The organism is Rhizobium sp. P1_C7 (assembly GCF_056406295.1).
Genome location: NZ_JBFUAL010000015.1, coordinates 114,741 through 138,121, shown reverse-complemented (window position 1 = coordinate 138,121; position 23,381 = coordinate 114,741). Strand labels below are relative to the sequence as shown.

Genomic DNA, 23,381 nt, shown 5'->3' with positions numbered 1-23,381 from the left:
CCTTGAGGCTCGCTTCCGGCAGGAGAAATCGACCTCCGTGCCGTGGTGATCGAGCGTCTCTAATCCGAGGGACTACGACGCGGCGTTGGGAGAAGAGAACGAACCGGTCGCGGGCGGCGTCGCTTCGAGATCGTCGTCTGGATCGCCTGCAGGTTCGTCCGCGGCTTGCCGCGCTTCGACAAAAGCCTCGTTCGGGATTCCAAACGTCGCGACCTGGACCATCATTTCCTTTGCTCTACAAACGGCGGCGTCGCCGTCGAGATCCCCGGTCGATGAAGCTACGGTGACGGCGATGCCCTCGCCTCCCTCGCCCTTGAATTCCACAGTGACCTTGCCGTTGGAATTGTTTGTAACATTGGTGTCGATGATCTGCATGAGCGTGCACTCCCTGATGGACAGAAGGAATGCCAATCTCGGCCTTTTGTTCCCGCACGCCTTTGTCCGTTCAGAACGGGAGGTCCATCATTGCGACAACCGGCTTTCCTTCAGTGTTAGCGATACCAGGAGGCCACTCCTGGTCCAGTCGTAGGCGATCGAACCGTCGAGCTGGCCAGTCACTGTGCGATGAAGAAGCTTGCTTCCGTAGCCGCTTGAATCCGTGGGAGCCTCGACTTCCGGCCCGCCCTGCTCGGTCCAGGCGATCTTGACCTCGCCGTTGGAAAGAAGACCGGCGATGTCCAACGTTCCCGTTTCGACCGAGAGTGCGCCATACTTGAGGGAGTTCGTGGCCAATTCGTGGATGACAAGAGCGAGGCTCGTTGCCGACGCCTCGCCGACACCCATCCGTGGAACGGCGACGCGGATTCTTCCGGCAAATGCCCCTTCGTCCTCGTAAGGCGCGAGCAGAACGGTAAAAAGATCTCCAAGCAGCGCTGCACTTCCCTGTCCACCCTTGAGCGGCCGGACGAGATCGTGCGCGCGCCCGAGCGCCGTCAGGCGTTGCGTGAGCTGCACGACCATCTCCTCCTTCGACGTCGTCGAGCGGGAGGTGATAGCAGTCATGGCGGACGCAAGTGCCAGCAGGTTCTTGACCCTGTGGCTCATCTCGCCGGCAAGCAGCTCGTGTCCCTCTTCGGCCTGTTTGCGGCCGGTTACGTCGAGAAAAATCCCGGTCATCTTTCGGTCGGCGATGTCTGCATCGTCGCCTTGGCCCCTAGCGGATATCCAACGGACTTCGGAGGCTTCTGTCAAAATGCGGAAGTCAATCTCATATGGGCCGGCGATCGCACGTGTTGCGACGAACGCGGACCGAACCCTGTCGCGGTCGGCGGGATGAATCTTCGCGGACAGACGGTCGAACGTTAGCCCACTGCCCCTGGAGACATCCCAAAGATCATAACCCTTGGCGTCCATCAGGAAAGCGTCGTCATCTACGTTCCACGTCCAGAGCGCGACGCCCGCGGCCTTGATGGCGCTGCGTAGCTGATTGGAGTTCCACTCGGGCTGGTCGAGGGGCTCGTTGTCTGTCACCGTTTTCGGTCCCGTCTTGAGGAGGGCGATCTCTGTGCCGACTGCCACCCCTTATATAGGGATGATTTCCGAGGCCGCGTGAAATGGTCTGAACGAAGCGGGGGCGCTACCACGCCATGTCGCCGAAGCGTGGGCGAGATCGTCGACGTCGTACACGACTTGGAGAGGAACACGCCGCGAGCGCGTTCCGGCTGACCATCACCCTCCCCGAAAATGATCATCCCTATGCTCGGCCGTCGTTTATCGATCGAGGCGGCAAGCACCAGTAGAAATAGCCTGCAATGGCATCTAATATCGCAGCCTTGGAGCGATAGATTTTTTACACGCTTGCCGGGGATTTCGCGAGTAGCCGGGCAATATCGGCGACATTTGTTCTCGACAGTCCGTACAGCCGACACGCTGCCATGCCGGCCTCGCCGATCGAGGATTTAGGATCAGCTCGCGTCTCGCTTCCTATTGTCGTGCCAATTTCCATTTGCGTATCGTACCGAGTTCTCTGGCTGGGACGGGCTTCCGGCGGCGTCTGGTTGAAGCGGAAGATAGTTCAGTACGAGATCTGGCCGTCAAGGATCTGTCCGCTTGAGGGAGAGATCTCCCGCTTCAGGATTTCTCGTGCCTCCGGGCTGATGACCGCAACTGGAGCCGCCACGGCAACCCGCGCTGCCGAGCCGGCGAAATTTGCCGCGCTCACGCCGATCTGATCGGCAACGCTGGTCTTTCCGCCCTCAAGGCTCTGGCCGGCCAGCCGCCGCCCGAGCAGGCGCACGATCTCGGGACTTTGGGCAAAGGCGTTGTGGCCGAGCGGATCGTTGGTCGCGACGGCGCTGGTGTCGATGACCGAAACGCCAAGTTCGTCGAGAAGAGGCGCATAGGGTCTGAGGTCGGTTCCACCAAGGCGATTGATGCCGCCCGATAGCCAGCCGGAGACCTCCAGTGCCTTGTCGCGTGTCGATGTCAGGATCACAAAGTGCGGCCGCTTCGGCCCCATCTCGGTGAACTGGCGACGGAACACGTCGATGTCGATGTCCGGCGATGCCAGAACGACGTTCTTGACCTTCGTCGGGATTGATTTCTCGCGCATGGCGACGCCGCGCAGTGCCCGGCCGCAAGCCAACCGCCCATGGAATGGGCGAGGATCGTCACGTCGGAGACGTCGGGACTGTTCACGGCCTGGAGGATTAGATCCTCCAGCGCGCGGCGCGAATAGTTGGCGCTCTCCCTGTCGTAGAGGTAGTCGAAGGCACGTCCCCTTGATGGCCAGGTGAAGAGGATCGGTGCGGCGTCGGTTCCCGAGTCATGGACGATCTGCGCAAAACGGAAGACAGCGTCGGCATAGGTATTGTTGAAGCCATGTACGAAAATGACCACCTGATGCTTCGTGTTTCGATTCTTCCGGTACCAGTCGAAAGCCTGGCCTTCGGATTGCACCCTGGCGACGTGCGTGACCGCAAACTGCTTTTGTGGGTTGGGCGGCATCCGGGACGGCCATTGCACCTCGCCAATCTTGCGGTTGCGGTCGGGCGGGATGGACACGTCGACGCTGTTAAGCGAGATCGCCGTTCCGCGGTCGCCGGAATAGAGTTTGCCGGGATCCTCCGAAGGTTTGCGTGTCGTGGCGACGAGCATGGTGACCCGACTTGTACCGGTCGGGGCAACCGCGAGAGGCTGAAGGACATCCTGCGCCCGGTTGGCGCAACCCGATGCAGCGAGAGATAGGGCCACAAGGATCGGAACGGCTCGGCCGAAGCGGCCCGCGATCGCCTTGGAAAATCCACACCCGATGGAACCCCGGGCAATTCGCCCGGGGAAGAAGAGTGACGTGTTCATTTCAGTGCTGCTCGACTTCACGAGGAATCCGGAACCATGCGACGTAGAGCGCCGGCAGGAAGAGAAGGGTGAGCGCCGTGCCGACGACGATCCCACCCATCATCGCGTAGGCCATGGGCCCCCAGAATATCTCGCGCGAGATCGGGATCAGGGCCAGCGTCGCGGCCGCGGCGGTGAGCATGATCGGTCGCATGCGGTGCTCGGTCGCCTCCACCACCGCCTTCCACGGCGGCACTCCCTCTGCACGCAGCTCCTCGATCTGGACGATCAGGATGACGGAGTTGCGGATGAGGATCCCCACCAGCGCGAGCACACCCAGGAGCGCGACGAACCCAAGCGGCGAATTGCTGGCGAGCAGCGCCACGACGACGCCGATAAGGGCCAGCGGCGCCACCGAGAAGACCAGCAACAGCCGGTGGAAGCTCTGAAGCTGGATCATCAGCAGCGTCGCCATGATGACGAACATGGCCGGTGCCACCTTGGCAATCGGACCCTGCGACTTTGCGCTCTCCTCGACCGCGCCGCCGACCTTGACCGAGTACCCGGCCGGCAGCGTCTTCTCGAAGGCCGAAACCTTGTCGGAAAGCGCCTTCACGACGGTCGCCGGCTGCGTCGCATCACCGATCCCGGCCTTGATCGTGATGGTCGGAATTCTGTCACGCCGCCAGATCGTCGGCTGTTCGAGCTCGTAGTGAAAGGTTGCCACCGACGACAGCGGGACGGACTGGCCGCTGCTGCTCTGCAGTTGCAGGTCAAGCAGGGTGTCGATCGAGCCCCGCTCCTTTTCCGCCGAACGGCCGATGACGTCGACCAGATAGATGTCGTCGCGAACCTGCGTCAGTGCGCTGCCCTGGACGACGGTGTTGAGGGCCGTCGCGATATCCTGGGACGAAACACCGAGTTGTCTGGCCTTGTCCTGCAGCACGTCTATCTTCACGACGCGGGCCGGCTCGTTCCAGTTGAAGGCAAGGTTCCTGAGGGAGGGATGGGTGCCGACGATTGTCCCCAGCTTCTGTGCCAGGTCGCGCACCGTCTCCAGGTTCTCGCCGGACACGCGATACTGGATCGGCTTGCCGACTGGAGGCCCGATGTCCAGAAGCTTCACGTAAGCGTCCGTTCCCGGAAAAGTCTTCTGAAGGTAGGCTTCCATTTGCTGCTTCAGCTTGTCCCTGACGTCGAGCCCTTTGGTGACAATGACCGTCTGGCCGATGGACACGTCAGCCGGCTGCACGTCGAAGGAAAGAAGGAAACGCGGCGCGCCCCGTCCCACATATGTCGACCAATGTTCGACGTCAGCGTTTCCGGCCAGTATCTCATGCTCGAACTGGGCCATCTGGCGGCTCGTTTCGGCAATCGAACTGTTCTGTGGCAGGTTCCAGTCGACGATCAGTTCCGGGCGATCGGAGCTCGGGAAGAATTGCTGCTGCACCATCGACAGGCCGACGACCGATCCAGCGAAGAGTAGGACCGTTGCAACGATCGTCATCCACCGCCAGCGCAGGCAAAACTGCAGAAGGCTCGAGAACACCGTCGCAAAGCGGCCCTTATGCTCGGCGTGCTTCTTCATGGTCTTCGGTAGAATGGTCACACCGATAAGAGGCGTGAACAAAACCGCGACCACCCATGAAACGACGAGCGAAACAGCGATGACGACAAACAGGGTGAAGGTGAACTCGCCCGCGCTGCTCTTGTTGAAAGCGACGGGAATGAAGCCCGCCACGGTGACCAGCGTGCCGGTCAGCATCGGGAAGGCCGTCGACGTGTAAACGTAGGTCGCGGCGTTCCTGAGGCTGTCGCCTGCTTCCAGCCGCGCGACCATCATCTCGACGGCAATCATCGCGTCGTCGACGAGAAGGCCAAGCGCGATGATCAGCGCTCCGAGCGAGATGCGCTGCAGCGAGATGCCGGTGTAGAGCATCACCAGGAAGGTGATGGCGAGCACCAGCGGGATTGCGACGGCCACCACCATCCCCGCTCTCATCCCGAGGCTGATGAAGCTGATTGCGAGCACGATGGCGACTGCCTCGAATAAGGCCTTGGTGAAGCCGCCAACCGCCTCCTCGACCACCTTCGGTTGATCGGAGACCTTTTCGACGGAGACGCCGACCGGAAGGTTCTGGATGATGTTGCCCATCGTCTTTTCGAGGGTCTCCCCGAAGGCGAGCAGATTGCCGCCCGTCTTCATGCCGATCGCGAGGCCGATGGCCGGCTTTCCGTCAAACCGGAAGAGCGACGTCGGCGGATCGACATAGCCGCGGGTGATGGTGGCGACGTCGGTCAGCGGGAAGAAGCGGTCGTCCACCCGAAGATTGATCCCGCGCAACGTTTCCTCGGAGATGAACCGTCCGCCGACCCGTAAGGCGACGCGCTCGGGCCCGGTTTCGACAAAGCCGGACTGGGTGACGGCGTTCTGCGCCTGCAGGGTGGCGATGATGGCGGAGCGGTCGATGCCGAGGGCGGCGATCTTGCGGGTGGAGAATTCCAGGTAGATCACCTCGTCCTGCGCCCCGACGATGTCGACCTTACCGACGTCGGGGATCTTGAGGATCTGCGTTCGGGCGTTCTCGGCGTAGTCGCGGAGTTCCCTCTGGCTCAGTCCGCTGTCGCCCGTGAAGGCAAAGATGTTGCCGTAGACGTCGCCGAACTGGTCGTCGAAGAAGGGGCCGATGACGCCTTGAGGAAATTCGTGCTTGATGTCGTCAACCAGGTTGCGCACTCGCGACCAGGTGGGCTTCACGTCCCGCGCGCTCGTATCCGGCAGCAGGTCGACGAAGACGATCGTCTGACCGGCGGTCGTGATGCTGCGGGTGTGTTCCAGGTTGTCGAGTTCCTGCAGCTTCTTTTCGATACGGTCGGTAACCTGCTGCGTCACCTCAGCGGCCGAAGCGCCGGGCCACTGTGCCTGGATCACCATCGTCTTGATCGTGAAGGACGGATCTTCCTCGCGGCCGAGCCCGAGATAGGCGAAGGCGCCCGCTGCCGCGAACATGATCATGAAATACCAGACGAGAGAACGATGCTCGAGCGCCCAGTCCGAAAGATTGAATTTATTCACGGGCGTAGCTCCTGTCCGAGTTTCACTTTCTGTCCATCGACGAGTTCATCGATCCCGGCGACGACGATCTCTTCCCCTTCGCGCAGGCCGGACAGAACCAGGACGGAACGGGGGGCGGACGCCGGGCCCTCGAGTTCAACCGCCCTCAGGGCGACTTGGGCTGTCGAACGATCCACCACCCAGACCTGGCTGGCACCGCCTTCATGGCGGATAGCGGAGAGCGGCAGCGCGATAGCCTGCTTCACTTCTCCGACAAGCGGCATCGCGGTGACCACGGCGCCGAGGCGGAAGATGTCGGGGGCCTCATCGACGGCGATCTTCAGCCGATAGGTGCGGGTATTCGGATCGGCCTGGGGCGCGATCTCGCGGACCACGCCAATGGCCTGGATCCTGCTGTCGAGCTGGAGGGAGACGCTGAAGCGGTCGTCCAGGCGAACGTTACTGAACTGCGCTTCTGGCACGTCGACGACCACGTCGCGCTGCTCAAGGCGCGCCAGTTTCAAGACTGGCTGGCCCGCAGAGACGGTCTGGCCCATTTCTGCGGACGTGGCGGTCACGACGCCATCGAACTCGGCTCTCAGCGCGGAGTAGCCAAGTTGCTCACTCGCCTTGGCAAGGCTCGCCTTTGCTCTCGCAGCATTGGCGGTAGCCGACTTGAGCTGCTGTTCGGCAAGATCGTGATCGGCAATGCTTGCTGCATTGCTTTGCACGAGCCTTCGCTTGCGCGTTTCGGTGGTCGCGGCGTTCTCCAACTGCGCCTGGGCGCTGCGCAGGTCGGCTTCCGCGCTCTTGACCGCGAGGTGCAGAGTGAGAGGATCGATTTCCGCCAGGACATCGCCCCTGTGCACCAGGTCGCCGACATCGACCTTGCGAGACACCATTCGCCCGAGCGTCCGGAACGCCAGGTCTGTCTCGATGCGGGCTCGTACGACGCCGGGTAAGCTTGGCACTTTGTCCTGTTCAGCCGCAGCCATGACGACTTTGACAGGACGGGGGGTCGCCTGCTCTCCTGCGGCGGAGTTTTGATCACAGCCGACAAGCAGGGAGATCGACAGAAGAACCGGAAGACACGTGTATATTGGGTTGAGGTGCATCTCACTTACCTTCCCAGGCGACAGCCTGGCCTTCCTTGAGGAACTTGCCGCCTTCGGTGACGATCATGTCTTGCGCCGCCACGCCGTTGGTGACGACGAAATCGTTCTGGCGGTACCGGCCGACCGATATCTTGCGGAGCGAGACCAAATGGTTTTGGGTATTGACCAGCCACACGGCGGGTTCGCCTTCGGCTGATGCGATCGCGGTGTAGGGCACCACGATTCCGTCGCGCGGCGAGGCCCGTAGCCTGCCTATGACAGGCGTCCCGAGCGGCCATTGCGCGGCTTCCTGGAGCCCCACCTTGATCCGGATCGTGCCACCCTTCCCATCTATGACGGGCGAGACCTCGCGTATGCCGGCATGGACGTCGCGGGTGGGGTGCGACACCGGTGCGACCTCGACGTCCTTCAACGGCCGGCCATCCAGGAAGAACGCCTCGAAGACATCGAACACCGCGTCTCTCGGGCCGTCATGGGCGAGCGTGAAGGCAGACTGCGCCGCTGGTACCACCTGCCCAGCCTCAATGCCGCGCGACGTGATGATGCCGTCCGCGGCGGCCTTCAACTCGGTATAGGACCGTGCGTCCTCGGCCGTCGCCAGCGCGGCCTCCGCGGCCTCGAGGGACGCCTGCGCGCTCAAGAGCTCCTTCTGCGCATCGTCAAAGATCGCCCGAGGAACCGCCTGCGACTGCAGGAGCGACCTCGACCGCTCGAAGGCCAGCGTCTTTTGCGCAACGACGGCCTGCGCCGACTCCAGCGCGGCGCGGGCGACAATCACGTCCGCCTGTTGTTCGGTGTCGTTGAGGCGAGCCAGAACGTCGCCGGCGTGGACGTGCGACCCGACGTCGACCTTTCGCTCGAGAACCCGACCACTTATTCGAAACGAGAGCTCGGTCTGGACCCGTGCCTTCACCTCGCCGGTGATTTCCGCACAGGGTTGATACTGAGTTTCGGCGGCCGCAACGACGCGGACCTGCTGCGGCGGTGGCGCCACTTCAGCTTTCTTCTCGCAGGCAGCCAGAAGTGTGCAGGCGAGACCAATTCCCAGCAATCGAAAGGACTGCATTTTTTGCTCCGATAGGGTTTCCGATCAGCAGGAGCCGGCGTTCGTCGCGGCCGTCTCCTGTCTGAGCTGTGGGCCATCGCCCATGTTGACAGCGCCCACTTAGAAGCAAAAGTGGGCGCTGTCAACATCCTCGAAGCGAAATGTTGACATGAGCAACTTCACTCTCTAGATAAACGACATGACCCAGGAACTTTCCACCAAAGACCAGCGGCCCTACCACCACGGCGACCTGCACAAGGCGATCGTAGAGGCCGCACTGGACGTGCTGAGCGAGTCTCAAAGCACCGAGTTTTCGCTACGTGAGCTCGCCCGCCGAGCGGGCGTCAGTCACAACGCCCCGTACAAGCACTTCGCCGACAAGCGCGAATTGCTGGCAGCCGTTTCCGCCGTGGGGTTCGAACTGCTAGCCAAGCGCATGGCTGACGCAACCAAGGAACTCGACAGCCCGCGCGAGAGACTGGCAGCCATGGCCCGCGCCTATGTCTCCGGCGGCGTCAACAATCCGGCGCTCTATCGATTGATGTTCGGTGGCTACCTTGCCGGCCAGGACGATGGGCGTCCAGTGATCGAGAGAACCGCGGCTTACAACATGAAAGCCTTGGTAGTTGATGCCATGCACGACGGCGCCCTCGGGCAGCCGATCGCAAGCACCGAGCCCAATACCCGCACGATCGATGGGGCGATTCTTGTCTTTTGGTCCCAGATGCATGGGCTCACGTTGCTGCTTGTGGACCGCCTCGTCGGCCCGAGCGACAAGATGGAGGAGCTGACCGAGAATGTCCTGCAAGGAATGCTCGACGGATTGGTGAACAGCATCCCAGCAGTGCCAGAAGGCGTTTGGGTTGGTCCTCCGCTAGCGGGTTAAAGATACTCGGTGGCGCCCTTCGTCCCGAAAAGGAATTCTCATGGATGCATACATCTCCGCCCTGATGGGACTAGCCGGCGTCGCGATCGGAGGTCTCGCCTCGTTCGCCACTGCCTGGATGACGCACCGTTCACAGGTGAGGGAAAAGCAACGAGAGCTCGAGGCCGCCAAGCGGGAAAAGCTCTTTTCGGACTTCATCGGCGAAGCTACGCGGCTTTACGGTGACGCAATAAGCCATCAGAAGGACGACGTTTCCGATCTCGTGCTGCTTTACGCATTGGTCGCCCAGATGCGCCTGATCGCGTCGCGCCCGGTCGTGGACGCAGCAGAATTGGCGATGGCAAGGATCGTCGAAACCTACTTGACCCCCAATCGCTCGCTCTCTGAAATGCGGGACCTCGCACATTCCGGAGCGATGAACTTTCTCCTGGATTTCGGCGAGGCATGCCGGGCGGAACTGGCGGGACGGCCTACGGCCTCCTCCGCGAAGCGCTATGAACTTCGCGGGCGTGATATCGCCCGACATCCCGCGGCCTCGCTTTCATCCGCCCACTGAACCACCTTCCCGTCGCGTCAGGCTCCGGGCGACCTTTCCCTTGGTGCAAGCGGTGCGGTTGCGTTGGTTCGGGCGGCGTTCGACTGCGTCCTGGTCGATTTCGGGGTTGCCGAAAGGCAGGCAACCCTTCTCCTTCGCGCCGGCGCCTTCGAAAGCCTCGAGCGTTCACGGGGAGATCGGCGATGGCTAGCGCGCCGGCAGCCGACATCCTTTCGAAATCGCGTTGGACAGGACGACATCACGTCGTTTGGAAACTTGATCTGTACCTTATGTACACGGTGCCAAGGTGCGGAAAAGTCAGGAACTTATTCCTTCAACATGAACCCGCTGAGGGCCAGAACCGATCTTCGGGGAAACATTCAGGGCGGTCGCAGGTTGGTGGCCAAGGTCAAACGAGGCGATGTCCGTGAACCGCCGTACCCTACTTGCATCCGTAGCCTTCGCCGCGGCGATTACCGTGCGTAAGGGTAGGCTCGCCTTCAACTGAGGATCGCCGTAGCAAAAACAACGCTTTAAGGCGTTACTTCCCACGCATCGCGTTAACGATGAACACGCCGAGAATAGCCGTTGCGCCGCCGATTGCGCCTGTAATGGATGGCGTTTCTCCGAGCCAGACAAACCCTATAAGGGTCGCCATTGGCGGAACGCCATAGAGGAAGTTCGATGCCCGCGCAGCGGAAAGGCGCTTCAGGGCGATGGCCCAGGTCAGATAGCCAATGACTGTCGGAAAAATCACAAGATAGGCAACACTCCAGTTGACGATCACCGGCGCGGCAGCCAGCGCCGAAACGGTCGCCGGAACTGCGGGCAGCAGCGGAAACGAACCAATCATCAGAACCCAGGCGGTCACCGTCAATGCCGGCATGCGGCCTAGAATTGGCTTCTGAAGAACACTGGCAACTGCAGAGCAGAGTGCCGCGCCGAGGATCAGGATAGCATTGGGATCGAGGCCGAACCCGTCGCCTGCGCCTGCGGCAATCAGTGCCACACCACAGAATGAAACTGCCGTCCCGATCCATCCCCACAATCCGAAGCGCTCGCCAAGGGCAAAGGTGGCGATCAGCGCGGTAAAGACCGGCATCGTATTGATGATAAAACTCGCAGGACCCGCCGGGACGGTTTGCTCGCCGGTATTAAGCAGAACTGCGTAGACAGCGATGAAAAAAACTGCCGCTACCGAGATTCGCGCGAGATCTCTCGTGCTCGGTAGAGTCCACTGAACTGCCAGATAGACAAAAGCAATGAGCCCGGCCGTCACGTAGCGCGCGGTGGCAAGTTCGATGGGCGTCAAAGGGCCGAGACAGATTCGGATGACGACAAACGAAGACGCCCAAAATACAACCGTGACAAAGATAGCAAGAAGGGCGGCCACGTCAAATCTGCTGTTCGCCGCTTCGCTGCTGTTCACCACGGTCATGCTCGCCTCCATTTGTTCGCGCCACGATTTACGCCGTTCGACCTTGGCTTGAAAAGCATCGCAATCGATGATCTGATGTGCCTATGGTTCACAGCTCGCAAACTCTTCCCCCACTCGATACGCTGGAAGCCTTCTCCCGCGCCGCACGCCTTGGTTCATTTTCCGCTGCCGCCGAAGAGAGTGGAATCACGCATGGTGCCGTCTCGCGGCAAATATCGCGGCTCGAGCGCTGGCTTGGCGTGCAACTCTTTTCGCGGCAGCCCCGGGGTGTCACCCTTACCCCCGAGGGGATGCGCTTCTTTGCTAGAGCGCAGGAAGCCCTTGCTCTCCTTAGTGAAACTGACGAGCGTTGGATCCCTCGTCGGCATAAGGCAACCGTTCGCCTTTCGCTTACGCCCTCCGTCGCATCCCTCTGGCTCTTTTCACGTCTACCAAAACTGGAGGGCGACGACATTCACATTGACCTTCTGCTCGAGCACCGGCTGGCGGATTTTAGCGAGGGCACGGACCTTGCCATTCGTTGCGGGAAAGGTCCCTGGGCAGGCGTACGCGCAATTCCTCTCTGGCACGAGAAATCGTTCCCCATTGCTGCCCCCTCGCTGGCGGAACGACTTGGACAGAACAGCGACGCCCCCACAATCCTGACCCTGCCTATCTTGCATGACTCAAACATCGAGGGGTGGCGCCGCTGGCTGGCTGCCGACGGAATCGCATATCTACCGCGCGGGCAGGACCGCCGGTTCGAGGACTACAATCTTGTCATCGACGCATGTATCCACGGGGTTGGTATTGCTTTGGCGCGGCCGCCTCTTTCGGATGCGGCGCTTGCAGCCGGTAGCCTGCTCCCGGTTTCCCATCGGGCGCTGGACTACCATGTTTCGTTTCACCTTGTCCGGCCAGACGGTGCGTTGAGCGGACCGGCCGCGGAACTTGGCCAGCGTCTGTTGCGCGAAGCGGGGCACGAAGAGGCCACGATCGCCGCCTTTACTGCACCAGCCAGGGCAAAGGCCCTCTGACGGTCCTATTTTAAAAGGGGAGTCGGCCGATAGGCGAGCAAGGGTTTCTCGACCTTCTCGCCTCCAATTGGAAAGATCACTCACCAGGTGTGACTGAAGGCGCGGCGTGATTGGCCAATCGCGCAATCCAAGGCCGCCCACAGCTGAGCAGGGAGACAGACGGGTCATCCCCAGCCAGGAGATCGACAGCTCCGTTCCAGGAGCGTTTGAGCCGAGCGAGACGCCCTAGGAGCTAAGCCGCGATCCCTCGAGAACGCGACCCGGCAACATGCTGGGCTCGATCGGCTGCCAACAGCTTCGATGTGACCTGATCTCGACCCCAGTTGCAGAATCCTGATAGTCCACTGAACTCAATCAAAAATCGAATTCTTCCTCCAGAGGTTCGTCCGAGGCAATCCGTTTGCGAGAGGGAACGCTCCTTCCCTCGAAACCGCTCGGGCGACACCATCGCGTCTTTCTGGATAGCAAGGGCTTGGGGTACTGCCACAAGCCCTTGCTTTCGCTTAGTTCGCGGCCTTGATCTTAGTAACCTCGTCTGCGCTCAATTCGCCCACCGTGGTCACCTCACCCTTGGTTATCTTCCAGAGGCGGAACGGGCCGGTAATGTCGCCGTATTGGTCGAAACTCACAGGGCCGATGACGCCTTCGTACTTCACTGGCTTGCCGTCTTTGATGAGTTGCAGGGCTTTGGCAAACTCTTCCTTTCCGGCATGGATTGGTGTGCCGCCTTCGGCCACCACTTCAGGCATGGCGGCCTTGATGGCGACCGGATCCGACTTGCCGGCCTTGGCAATCGCGAGTGCAACAATCGCACCGGCATCATAAGAGCGATCCGCAGCCGGAGCGGACGGAGAAATGCCTCCCGAGAACGCCCCATAATTGCTATTGAAATACTCGGTTGATGCCGTCGGACTGGTGCCGGACGACGTGCCGTAGGCATTTTCGAGATATTGCGCGCCGACGCTTTCGATGAAGTCCTTGGAGTTCATGCCGTCGTTCAGCAGAAAGGTCTGCTTGCCGCCGCCGGAGATCCAGGCCCGGGCGATCGTTGCGCCGTCAACCGGCGTGCTGACGAGATAGAGCGCATCCGGCTCGCCGGCCATGGCGGCACTTGCCTCGGAAGAATAGCTCGACTGCTTCTCGTTGTAAGGCGTGGTCGAGGTGATTGTACCACCGAGCTTCTGGTAGGCAGTTGCGAACTCACGCACCATGTTGACGCCGAAGTCGCTGTTGACGTTGATGATAGCGATCTTCTTCAGGCCCTGGTCCATCGCGTATTTGGCGGCCGCAGTGCCCTGTAGAGCATCGGAGGTGATGGTGCGGAAGAACACGCCATTCGTCTTGCCGTCGCGGCCGAGCTCGGTCAGCGTCGGCGAGGACGAGGCCGGTGACACCTGCACGACACCGGCTGGTGCTGTGACGGAGGTCAGGATCGGGATCGACACAGACGAGATGATGCCGCCGATGATGACGGGCACTTTCTTGATGTTGACCAGCTGGGTCGCCTGATCGACGGCGACGTTGCCCTGGCTCTGGCTGTCGCGCGTGTCGGCAACGATCTTGCAGCCGCCGATGCCCCCCGCATCATTGAAATCTCGGAAGGCCATCTCGACGGACTTAGCGCCCGCCTGGCCATATTCACCCGCGGGGCCTGTCAGCTCCATGACGAGACCGACGGTGATGTCGCAGTCGGCTGCAAACGTGGGTGCCGTAGACGCTGCCAGGGCAGCAACCATGGCAGAAAGCAGAAATGTGGTTCTCATTGTTATTCCCCTTTGTTGAGATTGTATTTCATGATGCTGCCGTGGCGGCCTTCCCGGTCCCGCTCCAGCGTATAGACGTCGCCTTTCAGCGGATGGGCTTGTGACAGGATCGTTTCGATCTCTGCCAGGTCGGTTTCCGTAAGCTCGATATCGGCGATCGCAAGATTAGATGGCAGATGATCGCGGTTGCGCGCACCGACGATCACCGCGGCCACGCCGGGCTTGGCTAACATCGCAGCGCTTGCGATGGTGGCGATATCCACCTGATGCCGGTCGGCGATCTTTCTCAGCGTCGACAACAGCTCCTGGAAGAGGTCCCAGCCGCCAAAATCGTCGATGATCAGCTTGTACTTGGTCAGCGACCGGTTTTCGAGCGGATGATCTGGTTCCGACTGGCCGAGCCAGCGATCGCCAAGGAAGCCGCCGGCCACCGTGCCGTAGCAGAACAGTGCGAAGTCCTTCTCGAAAGCGAGCTGCACCATTCGCTTTTCCGGGCGCCGGTCGAGCAGCGAATATTGCAGTTGCAGTGAGGCGAAAGGCACACCTGACGAGACGATCGCCTCAATGTGGTCGGTGTCGAAATTGGTGCCGCTGATCTTGCCAATCTTGCCGGCCTGATGCAGCTCCTTCAGCCATTCTGCCGTTTCCAACCAGCCCGAAATATCATAGGCCCACCAGTGGAACTGGACGAGATCGAGGCAATCGAGATTGAGGCGCTTGCGCGAGGTGTCGATGACACTTTCGACATAGGCCTTGCTGATCACAGGCAGGATCGTCAGATCCGGCACGAATTTGGTGTGCACGCGAATCCGGGAGAGCGCCTCAGTGCCGCGCAGATTGCCGTATTCGACACGGAAGCGGCCGATCAGCTCCTCGACACCAGTGTAGATATCGGCGCAATCGAAGGTGGTGATGCCGGCATCGGCAAAGGCGAACATGTCTTGGATGGCGCTTTCGGCATCGATTGCGCCATGACCGCCCGCCAGTTGCCAGCCACCGCGGATGACGCGGGAGATCTCGTAATTCGGGGCAATGGAGATACGTTGCATGTGGCCTGGCCTATTCGTCATTCAATGGAACCGCTGTGGTCGCGGCATGGCTGAAACGGCGGATGTTGGTGCGGGTGATCCTTAGCCGTGTGGAGCAATTCGGGTCCGGGCAGGCGATATCGGCATCCGTCGTCATCCAGTCGTTGCGCTCCGTCGGGCGTTGCTTGGCGGCTAGAAGCGGCAGGACGGATGACAGCGAATAGATCGAGATGCCCTGGCCCGGTGGCAGATGCAGCATTTCGCCACGCAGTTCGAAATGATCGCCGGGCTTGGCACCGCAATAGACGGCACCGCCTTCGGGAATGATCACATCGACCCGCAGGTCGAACAGGTCGAAGCTATCGTCAACGGGATCAACCATGGTTCGATCCCTCCGCAGCACTGTCCGGCTCCGCATCCAGCCGCCCGCGAATGAGATCAAAGGACCTGCTGATATCGTTGGAGAGTGACTGCATCGCTCCCTCCACATCCTGCCGCTCCACCGCATCGATCAGGGCCCAGTGGTGGTTGGTCGCAGCCAATCCCCCCTGCTCGTCATGGATCTGCGCAGCTTTGCGGATGATCGCGCCCGACTGCAGCCACAGGCTTTCGACGATCGGGTTCAGCACCTGCGAGCGCGCCGCGTGGTAGATGTGGAAATGAAAGCGCTGGTTCAGCGCCGAGGTGACATGGCCGATGTCCTTGCCATGCTGCTCGAAGGCCATATCACAGTCGACATTGATCTGTTTCAGCACCTCCAAATCATCGGTCGTGAGGTTTGGCAGAGCCAATGCCACCATCTGGCCCTCGATCAAGATGCGGGCGCGGGCGAGATCGTCGAGACGTTGGCGGGTGATCAGCGGCACGCGGACCGACCGGTTGGGCAGTGATTCCAGCGCCTGCTCGGAGACAAGTCGGCCAAGCGCCTCGCGCACCGGCATCGTGCTGGTCTGCAGCCGTTCGGCGAGATCGACGATACGCAGCACGTCGCCTGCATCGAACATGCCGTTGATAAGCGAATTGCGCAGCTGCGCATAGACCCGGTCCTGCAGGGTCTCGCGGCCGACCGGCGACAGAGCATCGTCGCGATCGTGGCCACCGGCACCGGTCTCGGACGTTCTTCTCATTTGGACTGCCATCCGACCTGCTCCGCCCATAGTAGCTTTTTTCGGTTGCATTTCGCCATGTAGTGAAGTTTGATCAAACATCATCGATCAAATCAAGAGACTTCTTTCAACCATGCCCTCGCCCATGCCAGAAGCAACATCGAGCGCCGTGCCACCGGCCCGAGCCGTGATCGATGCGCGCAATCTGGTGAAGAAGTTCGGCGGCAACACTGCCGTTGCAGGCATGTCGCTAAGGCTAGCCGACGGCGAGATGGTCGGGCTGATCGGGCCGAACGGGGCGGGCAAGACGACACTGTTCAACCTGATTGCTGGCAGCCTGAAGCCGACATCGGGCGAGATCTGGATCGGCGGCCTGGATGTATCGCAGGAGAGGCCGGACCAGCGCATCGCCCGCGGCGTGGGGCGGACCTTCCAGATCCCCAAACCCTTTCTCGAGATGACTGTGCTTGAAAACGTGCTGGCTGGCGCGCAGGCGCAGGATGGCGAGAGCCTGTTTGCAAACTTCCTGCGCCCGGGCCGCGTCCGGCAGCAGGAGAAGCTGGCAATCGACAAGGCGCGAACGCTGCTGGAGTTCGTGACGCTGTCGGGCCTCGAAGCTCAGCCTGCCAAGGTGCTCTCAGGCGGCCAACGCAAGTTGCTGGAACTGGCACGCATCCTGATGGCCGCCCCGCAGGCGATCCTGCTCGATGAGCCGGCGGCGGGCGTCAACCCTGCGCTGCTCGAGATCATCATGGAGCGCGTTCTCTCGCTCAACGCGCAGGGCAAGTCGATCCTGCTGATCGAACACAACATGGACATGGTTTCACGGCTCTGCTCGCGCGTTGTTGCCATGGCGCTCGGCAGGCCGCTGGCCGAGGGTACGCCCGCCGATGTCGCCTCTAATCCGGATGTGATCGAGGCCTATCTCGGAGCTGTGGCATGACGGTTCCTGCTCTTCGGACCCAAGCGTTGGTCGCCGGATACGAGCCCGACCTGCCGATCGTGCGCGGTGTCGATCTCTCTGTCGCACCGGGCGAGCTGCTGGTGCTTCTCGGCCCCAACGGCGCCGGAAAGTCGACGCTGGTCAAGGCGATCGCCGGCGTTGTGCCCGTGCACTCCGGCAGCATCTCGCTCGGCGAACGCGACATCACCCGCGTCGCCGCGCACCGCAAGATCAGCGAAGGCCTCGCTTTCGTGCCGCAGACGGAAAACATCTTCGCGACGCTAACCATTCACGAGAATCTGCAGCTTGCCGCCGCCGTGCTGCCGAATACCCGGCGCGCGGAAACGATCGCGGCGCTCTACCGGCGCTTTCCCGATCTTGCGAAAAAGCCATCGCGGCTGGCTGGTGCCCTCTCCGGCGGGCAGCGGCAGATGCTGGCGGTCGCGCGTGCGCTCGTCGTCGACCCGACGGTGCTCATACTCGACGAGCCCTCGGCAAGCCTGTCGCCGAAGATCGTGGCGGAAGTCTTTGCAATGCTGAAGGAGATCAATGCGGGCGGCATCACGGTCATTCTTGTCGAACAGAACGTAAAGGCGGCGCTGGCGATCGCCAGTCGTGCTGTCATCCTCGTTGAAGGCAAGATCCGTCATGAGGGCGAGGCGTCCTCCCTGCTCGGCGATCCGCTGATCGCCAAGCTCTATCTCGGCATCAGCCAGCCGCAAAAGGCGCAGCAGCCATGAACCCGCAATTTCTGATGGACGGCCTGATTGCCGGTGCGATGATCGGCCTTGGTGCGATCGGCGTGACACTGACCTATTCGATCCTGCGCTTTGCCAATTTTGCGCATGGCGAATTGCTCTCCTGGGGCGCCTATCTGGCGCTGGCGCTGAGTGGCGGCCTCGGCCTCTTCTCCGTGACGCTGACAAAACCGATCGGCCCTTTCTCCTTCGGTTGGTCCTTGCCGCTCGCAGCCGTTCTCGCGATCATTCTCACTGGACTGTTGGCACTTGCCGTGGACGCTGTGCTGTTTGGTCGTCTCAGGGCGCGTGGCGGCGCCGTTATCATTCTGGTGATGGCAAGCTTCGGCGCTTCGCTGGCGCTGCGCAGCCTGCTCGAATTTATCTTCACCTCGAAACCCGCCTATTACACCAAGGCACTCCAGATTGCGCTGAAGATCGGCGGCGGGTTGCGCGCCACTCCGGACCAGCTTCTGGCGCTTGGCGTCGCGCTCGTCGCGCTCATTGCCATTCATCTGCTGATGACACGTACCGATATCGGTCGGTCGATGCGCGCCGTCAGTGAGAACCCGGCGCTTGCGGGAATTGCGGGCGTTGATGTGCGCCGGGTGATCCGTGTCGTCTGGTTCGTTGGCGCAGCGCTCGCCTGTATCGCCGGCATCATGACCGGGCTGCTGGTGCAGATCCGCCCTTATCTCGGCCACGACCTGCTGCTTCCGCTATTTGCCGCTGCGATCCTTGGCGGCATCGGCAGCGTGCCGGGTGCAATGATTGCCGGGCTGATCGTCGGCCTGTCGGAAGCCGCGGCCGTCCAATTGGTCGGCGCGGAATGGCGAGCGGCTGTCTCCTTCGTCATCCTCGTTGCGGTTCTGCTTGTGCGCCCACGCGGCCTCTTCGGGAGGGTGGCATGAGCCTGGACCTGATCGCCTATGCGGCCTTCTTCCTGACCATGGCGCTGGCCTACGCCATCATGTGCCTCGGCCTCAACGTGCAATGGGGCCAGACGGGCCTCTTCAATGTCGGGGTCGCCGCCTTTGTGGCCATCGGCGCTTATGTATCGGCCCTGCTGACGACGCCCGACGCTGTCGGTCGCGTTGGCGGCTTCGGCCTGCCGATTGCGGTCGGCTGGATCGGAGGAGCACTTGTTGCGGGCCTTGCCGCTTGGCTGGTCGGGGCGCTCACCGTCCGGCTGCGGTCCGACTATCTCGCCATCGCCACGTTCGGCGTCGCAGTCACTGTGCAGCTTTGCGTCCTCAACCTGCAACCGCTCACAGGCGGTGCCTTCGGCATCGGCTTCATTCCACGACCGTTCGGCAGTCTGGCCGGCGATCCGCTCTCCTTCGGCATCTCCAATCTCGCGCTGATGGCAACCATCGTGCTGGCACTTTACCTCGCGCTCCAGCACCTGGCCAAAAGCCCCTGGGGGCGCGTGCTCAGGGCGATCCGCGAGGATGAGACTGCGGCGCAGGCGCTCGGAAAGCGGCCGATCCGTTTCCGGCTACAGGCCTTTGCTATCGGGGGCGCCATCATGGGGCTCGCTGGTGCCGCACAAGGGCATTTCATCGGCTTCATCGCGCCTGACAACTATCTACCGATCCTGACCTTTCAGGTCTGGGTGATGCTGATTGTCGGTGGCTCCGGCAACAATCTCGGAGCGATCCTTGGCGCAGTGCTCGTCTGGGGTCTCTGGGCGCTGTCGGCCGCCGCGGTTGCCGCTTTCGTACCACCGGAGCAGCAGGCGCGCGCCGCATCGCTCCAGATCGTCATGATCGGGGTCGGCCTGTGCCTGATCCTCCTGCTGCGCCCCCGCGGCATTCTCGGCGCTTCCAATGCACTGGCATCCCTGTCGCGCAAGCGCACACAGAAATCCAAGGAATAGAACCATGCCGCAGCTGGCCCCTCGCATAGCGCTCACCGAAGACCTCTCCATCAGCCGCATCGTCTGCGGGCTTTGGCAAGTAGCTGACATCGAGAAGAACGGCACGACGATCGATCCCGACAAGGGGGCCGATGCGCTGCAGGCCTATGCTCGCGACGGCTTCGATACCTTCGACATGGCCGATCACTACGGCTCGGCCGAGGTGATCACCGGCCGATTGTTAGCGCGCTATGAAGGCCGCAACCGACCGGTCGCTTTCACCAAGTGGTGCCCCAAGCCCGGCCCGATGACAGCCGACGTGGTGCGTCGCGGCGTCGAGGAGCGTCTTACCCGGCTTGGCGTGGACAAGGTTGATCTGCTTCAGTTCCATTGGTGGAGCTTTGAGCATCCCGCCTGGCTCGACGCCCTGCACGAGATGCAGCGCCTGCGCGAAGAAGGCCTGATCGGTGCTATCGGCCTAACCAATTTCGACGCGGGACACCTGGCGCTGTCATTGGCCGATGGCATCGACATCGCCACCAATCAGGTCTCCTTCTCGCTGGTCGATCGGCGGGCTGGCGTGGCATTATCGGATCTCTGCGCCAAGAGCGGTGTCAAGCTGCTGGCCTACGGCACGCTGTGCGGTGGTTTCCTCTCGGAGAAATGGCTCGGCCAACCGGAGCCCACGACCATCGCTGACTGGAGCCGCTCGAAATACAAGCGCTTCATCGACACCGCTGGCGGCTGGGAAGCGTTTCAGGGTATCCTGCGCGCGGCCGGCAGCATTGCGGCAAGGCACAACGTCTCGATCTCGAACGTCGCCAGCCGCTGGGTGCTCGAACACCAAGCCGTCGCCGCCACAATTGTTGGCGCGCGTCTCGGGGAAAACGAGCATCGCGGCGACAATCTGAAGGTGTTTTCGTTCGCACTGGATGACGAGGACCACGCGGCACTCAACACCGCCTTTGCAGCCACACTGCCCATTCCGGGCGATTGCGGCGACGAATACCGCAAGCCACCTTTCCTGACGGCATCGGGTGACCTCAGCCACCATCTGGACGCGATCCCATCGATCTACACCGCAGAAGCCGTGCCCGGCCGGCCAGGCCGGTCGCGCGTTTCATCCGGCAGTATCTGGGAGCCGATCGCCGGTTACAGCCGCGCAGTCAGGATCGGCGATCGCATTCTCGTCTCCGGCACCACCGCGACCCATGGCACCACCCGCTGTATCGCTCCAAATGATGCCGGTGCGCAAGCAACTTACATCCTCGACAAGATCGCCGCGTCCATCTCGGCGCTCGGCGGCAGCATGGAAGACGTCGTCCGCACCCGCATCTATCTGCGCGACGCCAACCAATGGGAGCCTGTCGCACGTGCCCACGGCCGCGCCTTCTCATCGTTGCTGCCTGCCAACACGCTGATCGAGGCAGGAAACCTGATTGGGGACTACGAGGTCGAGATCGAGGCGGAAGCACTCTGCGACTGAGCGAGAGCACCGTTGCCGTACGGCGTTGGTGCACGGTGCGGAACGTTGGGCCGATCGCAGCATGACAACTGCTGTCCTCGAATTCGCAGAGCCCAAGAGCCGCATCGATGTGTGGCAACACAGTTCGTTCCGACAGGGCTGCGTTTCATTTCGGACACCAACTTGTGGAAGTTACTACCTAAATCCGCATTTCTCGCCATTGCGTACAATTGACGAGATCCGGCGAAAAGCGCTTTCCGTTCGAAATGAAGACTATACGACGGTTCTACCTGTCGACTGGACTGCCGCAACGGGGGCCTGGCCCCATGCCGCGACCGGAACCCTGCCCTGCCCGGTGCCCGAAGCGCTGGTCTTGAAGTTCGCCGCCCACAATCTTCGGGACCCGCTTCAGCGCGTAACCGATCCCGACCACGGCATGCCGAAAGCCGTGATGGACGCATAGCCCACGACACGCACCGACCCCGTCATTTCCGTTCCTGCCAATACCTTTGCCAGAGGTCGAGCCTTGGCTTCAGCGGATCGGCTCCTATCGTCGCACCGTGATTGGTGAAGTCGATGACCCTGTCCACGGCTGGGTCGTGGAGAGGCCATTTTGGCCGCGAGCCGCCATTGGGGTCACCCGTCGTTGCAAATTCAACCCAGTATGCACTAGTCAATGCGGCCATGGCCCAGTCGCGGGGCGTGACCTCGTCCTTCACCAGTGCGGCCGGAATGTCGAAAGCGTACGGAATTTCGAAGCCGTGCAGGGTCCCTCTCAATTTGGGATCGTTCCGGAGGGCTTCGGCGACATACGAGAAACGATACCACCACGCCGGCTGACCAGCGCGGGCCACCTCGTCAGCGAGGTGGCGAGAGGGCTCAACAAGCGTTTTATCGGCGAGAACCTGCTGCTTCAGCTCATCGAGAGTTCCCTGGCCCGTCGGATCGTAGACGGTGCGGGCTTCGGCTGCATCGTTCCCGAATTGCTGGAAGAGATCGTCTTTCGTCGCTGCCTGACCGACACCGAGATCGCGACTATTCGCCCCAACGATGACTGGAACTTGTGCTTGCCGGCCCGCGGCGAAAGCCGTTTCTGGCGTTTCGGGCAAAAACCGTCCGTCAATAATCGCGCCTGAGATGCCGATGACGGGTTTGCCTGTCGACATTCCCACCAGCACCTCGGATGCTGATGCACCCTCGGTCAGCTTTTGGGCGGGCAGCGCTCTAAGCGCCGTGAGAGCGGCGGCATCGCTACCATTGATCCCAAGAGAAGCTGCATAGTCTAACGCGCCTCTCTCGGCGTCTTCCAACGACGACAAGGGCGTGGTCTGCGCACGCGCTGTAGGGACGGCCGGTGACTGTAGAATAACTCCCCGGAAAAGCCCCCGTGATAACGGCGATATCATGTGCGCCATGACCGAGCCGCCACCTGCTGACTCTCCGAATATAGTCACTTTCGTCGGATCGCCGCCGAAAGCTCTGATGTTCTGCCGGACCCATTTCAAGGCTGCAAGCTGGTCCATGTAACCATAGTTGCCCACGGGTTCTTCAGGCGATTCATTTACGAGCGCAGGATGGGCAAAGAAGCCGAATCGTCCCATGCGGTAGTTCATACTGACAAACACGACCCTCTGGGCGGCTAGCTGGGCACCGGGATATTGAGGGGCGTTTCCATGGACAAGAGCGTCACCGTGGACCCAAACCATCACCGGGAGGGGTATCTTGAAACGCTTGGCGGGTGTCCAGACATTGAGTGTCAAACAATCCTCTGACTTCGGCAAGTCGTCGGTCTGCATGCATGAAGGACCGAAATTGCGCGCATCCTTGACGCCGCTCCATTCCTGCACTGGTCTGGGATTGCGCCATCTCAGATCACCAAGAGGTGGTGCCGCGTACGGTATTCCTTTGAAGCTGACAACAATGCCGGACCGCTCACCCCTGAGCATTCCGCTGTCGATCCTAACGGTGTCGTCCGCCGCACCTAGTTCAGGTGCAAACATCATCTGACAAATTGCGACTGCCAGAAAGAACAGAAACGTGCGACTGTGGTCCACAAACACTGCACCCTCCACCGCTAAGTTCAGACGGTCTGAGAGTAATACTCCCGTATGTCGG

General features: G+C 61.4%; 20 protein-coding genes and 1 pseudogene. 9 read left to right on the top strand and 12 right to left on the bottom strand.

What is annotated here, in order from left to right; genetic code table 11:
- Positions 1 to 72: 72 nt before the first annotated feature.
- The 6 genes and pseudogenes from AC1D2R_RS22335 to AC1D2R_RS22310 form a co-directional block, all read right to left on the bottom strand.
- On the bottom strand, positions 73 to 375 hold the full coding sequence (locus tag AC1D2R_RS22335) for a hypothetical protein (RefSeq protein ID WP_477970565.1): 303 nt from the start codon (positions 373 to 375) through the stop codon (positions 73 to 75).
- Between the two features lie 87 nt (positions 376 to 462).
- Positions 463 to 1,470 (bottom strand): sensor histidine kinase, encoded by a 1,008-nt coding sequence (locus AC1D2R_RS22330; protein ID WP_477970563.1) that lies wholly within the window; start codon positions 1,468 to 1,470, stop codon positions 463 to 465.
- A 544-nt stretch (positions 1,471 to 2,014) separates the two neighbouring features.
- Positions 2,015 to 3,297, bottom strand: a pseudogene (locus AC1D2R_RS22325) (alpha/beta hydrolase).
- Between the two features lies 1 nt (position 3,298).
- Complete coding sequence (locus tag AC1D2R_RS22320) at positions 3,299 to 6,352, bottom strand: efflux RND transporter permease subunit (protein WP_477970561.1); 3,054 nt, start codon at positions 6,350 to 6,352, stop codon at positions 3,299 to 3,301.
- Complete coding sequence (locus AC1D2R_RS22315; protein WP_477970559.1) at positions 6,349 to 7,446, bottom strand: efflux RND transporter periplasmic adaptor subunit; 1,098 nt, start codon at positions 7,444 to 7,446, stop codon at positions 6,349 to 6,351. Before AC1D2R_RS22315 ends, AC1D2R_RS22320 begins: the two co-directional genes overlap by 4 nt.
- A 1-nt stretch (position 7,447) precedes the next feature.
- Positions 7,448 to 8,512, bottom strand: a complete 1,065-nt coding sequence (locus AC1D2R_RS22310) for an efflux RND transporter periplasmic adaptor subunit (RefSeq protein ID WP_477970557.1) — start codon at positions 8,510 to 8,512, stop codon at positions 7,448 to 7,450.
- A 178-nt stretch (positions 8,513 to 8,690) separates the two neighbouring features.
- Between AC1D2R_RS22310 and AC1D2R_RS22305 the strand changes: the two genes are divergently transcribed.
- Both AC1D2R_RS22305 and AC1D2R_RS22300 read left to right on the top strand, forming a co-directional pair.
- The gene (locus tag AC1D2R_RS22305; protein WP_477970555.1) at positions 8,691 to 9,377 is read left to right on the top strand and encodes a TetR/AcrR family transcriptional regulator; all 687 of its coding nucleotides are present in this window, start codon (positions 8,691 to 8,693) and stop codon (positions 9,375 to 9,377) included.
- A 40-nt stretch (positions 9,378 to 9,417) separates the two neighbouring features.
- The gene (locus AC1D2R_RS22300; protein ID WP_477970553.1) at positions 9,418 to 9,933 is read left to right on the top strand and encodes a hypothetical protein; all 516 of its coding nucleotides are present in this window, start codon (positions 9,418 to 9,420) and stop codon (positions 9,931 to 9,933) included.
- Positions 9,934 to 10,453: 520 nt separating this feature from the next.
- Here AC1D2R_RS22300 and AC1D2R_RS22295 read toward each other — a convergent pair.
- Positions 10,454 to 11,362 carry a DMT family transporter gene (locus AC1D2R_RS22295; RefSeq protein ID WP_477970551.1) on the bottom strand — a complete coding sequence of 303 codons (909 nt, stop codon included), beginning with the start codon at positions 11,360 to 11,362 and terminating at the stop codon, positions 10,454 to 10,456.
- A gap of 71 nt (positions 11,363 to 11,433) precedes the next feature.
- On the opposite strand from AC1D2R_RS22295, the gene AC1D2R_RS22290 reads away from it, so the two are divergent.
- Entirely contained in the window at positions 11,434 to 12,366 is a 933-nt protein-coding gene (locus AC1D2R_RS22290; protein WP_477970549.1) for a LysR family transcriptional regulator, read from the top strand.
- A gap of 503 nt (positions 12,367 to 12,869) precedes the next feature.
- Here the strand turns inward: AC1D2R_RS22290 and AC1D2R_RS22285 are convergent.
- From AC1D2R_RS22285 to AC1D2R_RS22270, 4 genes are read right to left on the bottom strand one after another with little or no spacing between them, the layout of a single operon-like run.
- Entirely contained in the window at positions 12,870 to 14,102 is a 1,233-nt protein-coding gene (locus AC1D2R_RS22285) for an ABC transporter substrate-binding protein (protein WP_477970613.1), read from the bottom strand.
- Positions 14,103 to 14,131: 29 nt separating this feature from the next.
- On the bottom strand, positions 14,132 to 15,178 hold the full coding sequence (locus tag AC1D2R_RS22280) for an aldo/keto reductase (protein WP_477970547.1): 1,047 nt from the start codon (positions 15,176 to 15,178) through the stop codon (positions 14,132 to 14,134).
- A 10-nt stretch (positions 15,179 to 15,188) separates the two neighbouring features.
- Positions 15,189 to 15,539: a TIGR04076 family protein gene (locus tag AC1D2R_RS22275; RefSeq protein ID WP_477970545.1), complete on the bottom strand. Its 351-nt coding sequence runs from the start codon at positions 15,537 to 15,539 to the stop codon at positions 15,189 to 15,191.
- Complete coding sequence (locus AC1D2R_RS22270) at positions 15,532 to 16,284, bottom strand: GntR family transcriptional regulator (RefSeq protein ID WP_477970543.1); 753 nt, start codon at positions 16,282 to 16,284, stop codon at positions 15,532 to 15,534. Before AC1D2R_RS22270 ends, AC1D2R_RS22275 begins: the two co-directional genes overlap by 8 nt.
- 124 nt (positions 16,285 to 16,408) lie before the next feature.
- Here AC1D2R_RS22270 and AC1D2R_RS22265 point away from each other — a divergent pair, with 124 nt between their 5' ends.
- From AC1D2R_RS22265 to AC1D2R_RS22240, 6 genes are all read left to right on the top strand, one after another.
- Positions 16,409 to 17,206, top strand: coding sequence for an ABC transporter ATP-binding protein (locus tag AC1D2R_RS22265; protein ID WP_477970541.1), 798 nt, complete (start codon positions 16,409 to 16,411; stop codon positions 17,204 to 17,206).
- On the top strand, positions 17,203 to 17,946 hold the full coding sequence (locus AC1D2R_RS22260; RefSeq protein ID WP_477970539.1) for an ABC transporter ATP-binding protein: 744 nt from the start codon (positions 17,203 to 17,205) through the stop codon (positions 17,944 to 17,946). The genes AC1D2R_RS22265 and AC1D2R_RS22260 overlap by 4 nt, the downstream gene beginning before the upstream one ends.
- The gene (locus tag AC1D2R_RS22255) at positions 17,943 to 18,854 is read left to right on the top strand and encodes a branched-chain amino acid ABC transporter permease (protein WP_477970537.1); all 912 of its coding nucleotides are present in this window, start codon (positions 17,943 to 17,945) and stop codon (positions 18,852 to 18,854) included. The genes AC1D2R_RS22260 and AC1D2R_RS22255 overlap by 4 nt, the downstream gene beginning before the upstream one ends.
- Positions 18,851 to 19,822 carry a branched-chain amino acid ABC transporter permease gene (locus AC1D2R_RS22250; protein ID WP_477970535.1) on the top strand — a complete coding sequence of 324 codons (972 nt, stop codon included), beginning with the start codon at positions 18,851 to 18,853 and terminating at the stop codon, positions 19,820 to 19,822. Before AC1D2R_RS22255 ends, AC1D2R_RS22250 begins: the two co-directional genes overlap by 4 nt.
- A gap of 4 nt (positions 19,823 to 19,826) precedes the next feature.
- On the top strand, positions 19,827 to 21,287 hold the full coding sequence (locus tag AC1D2R_RS22245) for an aldo/keto reductase (RefSeq protein WP_477970533.1): 1,461 nt from the start codon (positions 19,827 to 19,829) through the stop codon (positions 21,285 to 21,287).
- A 199-nt stretch (positions 21,288 to 21,486) separates the two neighbouring features.
- On the top strand, positions 21,487 to 21,729 hold the full coding sequence (locus AC1D2R_RS22240) for a hypothetical protein (RefSeq protein WP_477970531.1): 243 nt from the start codon (positions 21,487 to 21,489) through the stop codon (positions 21,727 to 21,729).
- 22 nt (positions 21,730 to 21,751) lie between these two features.
- On the opposite strand, the gene AC1D2R_RS22235 is transcribed toward AC1D2R_RS22240, so the two are convergent.
- Positions 21,752 to 23,326 (bottom strand): carboxylesterase/lipase family protein, encoded by a 1,575-nt coding sequence (locus tag AC1D2R_RS22235; RefSeq protein WP_477970611.1) that lies wholly within the window; start codon positions 23,324 to 23,326, stop codon positions 21,752 to 21,754.
- Positions 23,327 to 23,381: the final 55 nt, after the last annotated feature.

Bases quoted from the DNA above. Each gene is read 5' to 3' on its own strand.
- AC1D2R_RS22335 (WP_477970565.1), bottom strand. From the start codon at position 375: ATGCAGATCATCGACACCAATGTTACAAACAATTCCAACGGCAAGGTC.
- AC1D2R_RS22270 (WP_477970543.1), bottom strand. From the start codon at position 16,284: ATGAGAAGAACGTCCGAGACCGGTGCCGGTGGCCACGATCGCGACGAT.
- AC1D2R_RS22255 (WP_477970537.1), top strand. From the start codon at position 17,943: ATGAACCCGCAATTTCTGATGGACGGCCTGATTGCCGGTGCGATGATC.
- AC1D2R_RS22275 (WP_477970545.1), bottom strand. From the start codon at position 15,539: ATGGTTGATCCCGTTGACGATAGCTTCGACCTGTTCGACCTGCGGGTC.
- AC1D2R_RS22265 (WP_477970541.1), top strand. From the start codon at position 16,409: ATGCCAGAAGCAACATCGAGCGCCGTGCCACCGGCCCGAGCCGTGATC.
- AC1D2R_RS22315 (WP_477970559.1), bottom strand. From the start codon at position 7,446: ATGCACCTCAACCCAATATACACGTGTCTTCCGGTTCTTCTGTCGATC.
- AC1D2R_RS22310 (WP_477970557.1), bottom strand. From the start codon at position 8,512: ATGCAGTCCTTTCGATTGCTGGGAATTGGTCTCGCCTGCACACTTCTG.
- AC1D2R_RS22260 (WP_477970539.1), top strand. From the start codon at position 17,203: ATGACGGTTCCTGCTCTTCGGACCCAAGCGTTGGTCGCCGGATACGAG.
- AC1D2R_RS22245 (WP_477970533.1), top strand. From the start codon at position 19,827: ATGCCGCAGCTGGCCCCTCGCATAGCGCTCACCGAAGACCTCTCCATC.
- AC1D2R_RS22250 (WP_477970535.1), top strand. From the start codon at position 18,851: ATGAGCCTGGACCTGATCGCCTATGCGGCCTTCTTCCTGACCATGGCG.
- AC1D2R_RS22305 (WP_477970555.1), top strand. From the start codon at position 8,691: ATGACCCAGGAACTTTCCACCAAAGACCAGCGGCCCTACCACCACGGC.
- AC1D2R_RS22300 (WP_477970553.1), top strand. From the start codon at position 9,418: ATGGATGCATACATCTCCGCCCTGATGGGACTAGCCGGCGTCGCGATC.
- AC1D2R_RS22295 (WP_477970551.1), bottom strand. From the start codon at position 11,362: ATGGAGGCGAGCATGACCGTGGTGAACAGCAGCGAAGCGGCGAACAGC.
- AC1D2R_RS22285 (WP_477970613.1), bottom strand. From the start codon at position 14,102: ATGGTTGCTGCCCTGGCAGCGTCTACGGCACCCACGTTTGCAGCCGAC.
- AC1D2R_RS22290 (WP_477970549.1), top strand. From the start codon at position 11,434: ATGGTTCACAGCTCGCAAACTCTTCCCCCACTCGATACGCTGGAAGCC.
- AC1D2R_RS22280 (WP_477970547.1), bottom strand. From the start codon at position 15,178: ATGCAACGTATCTCCATTGCCCCGAATTACGAGATCTCCCGCGTCATC.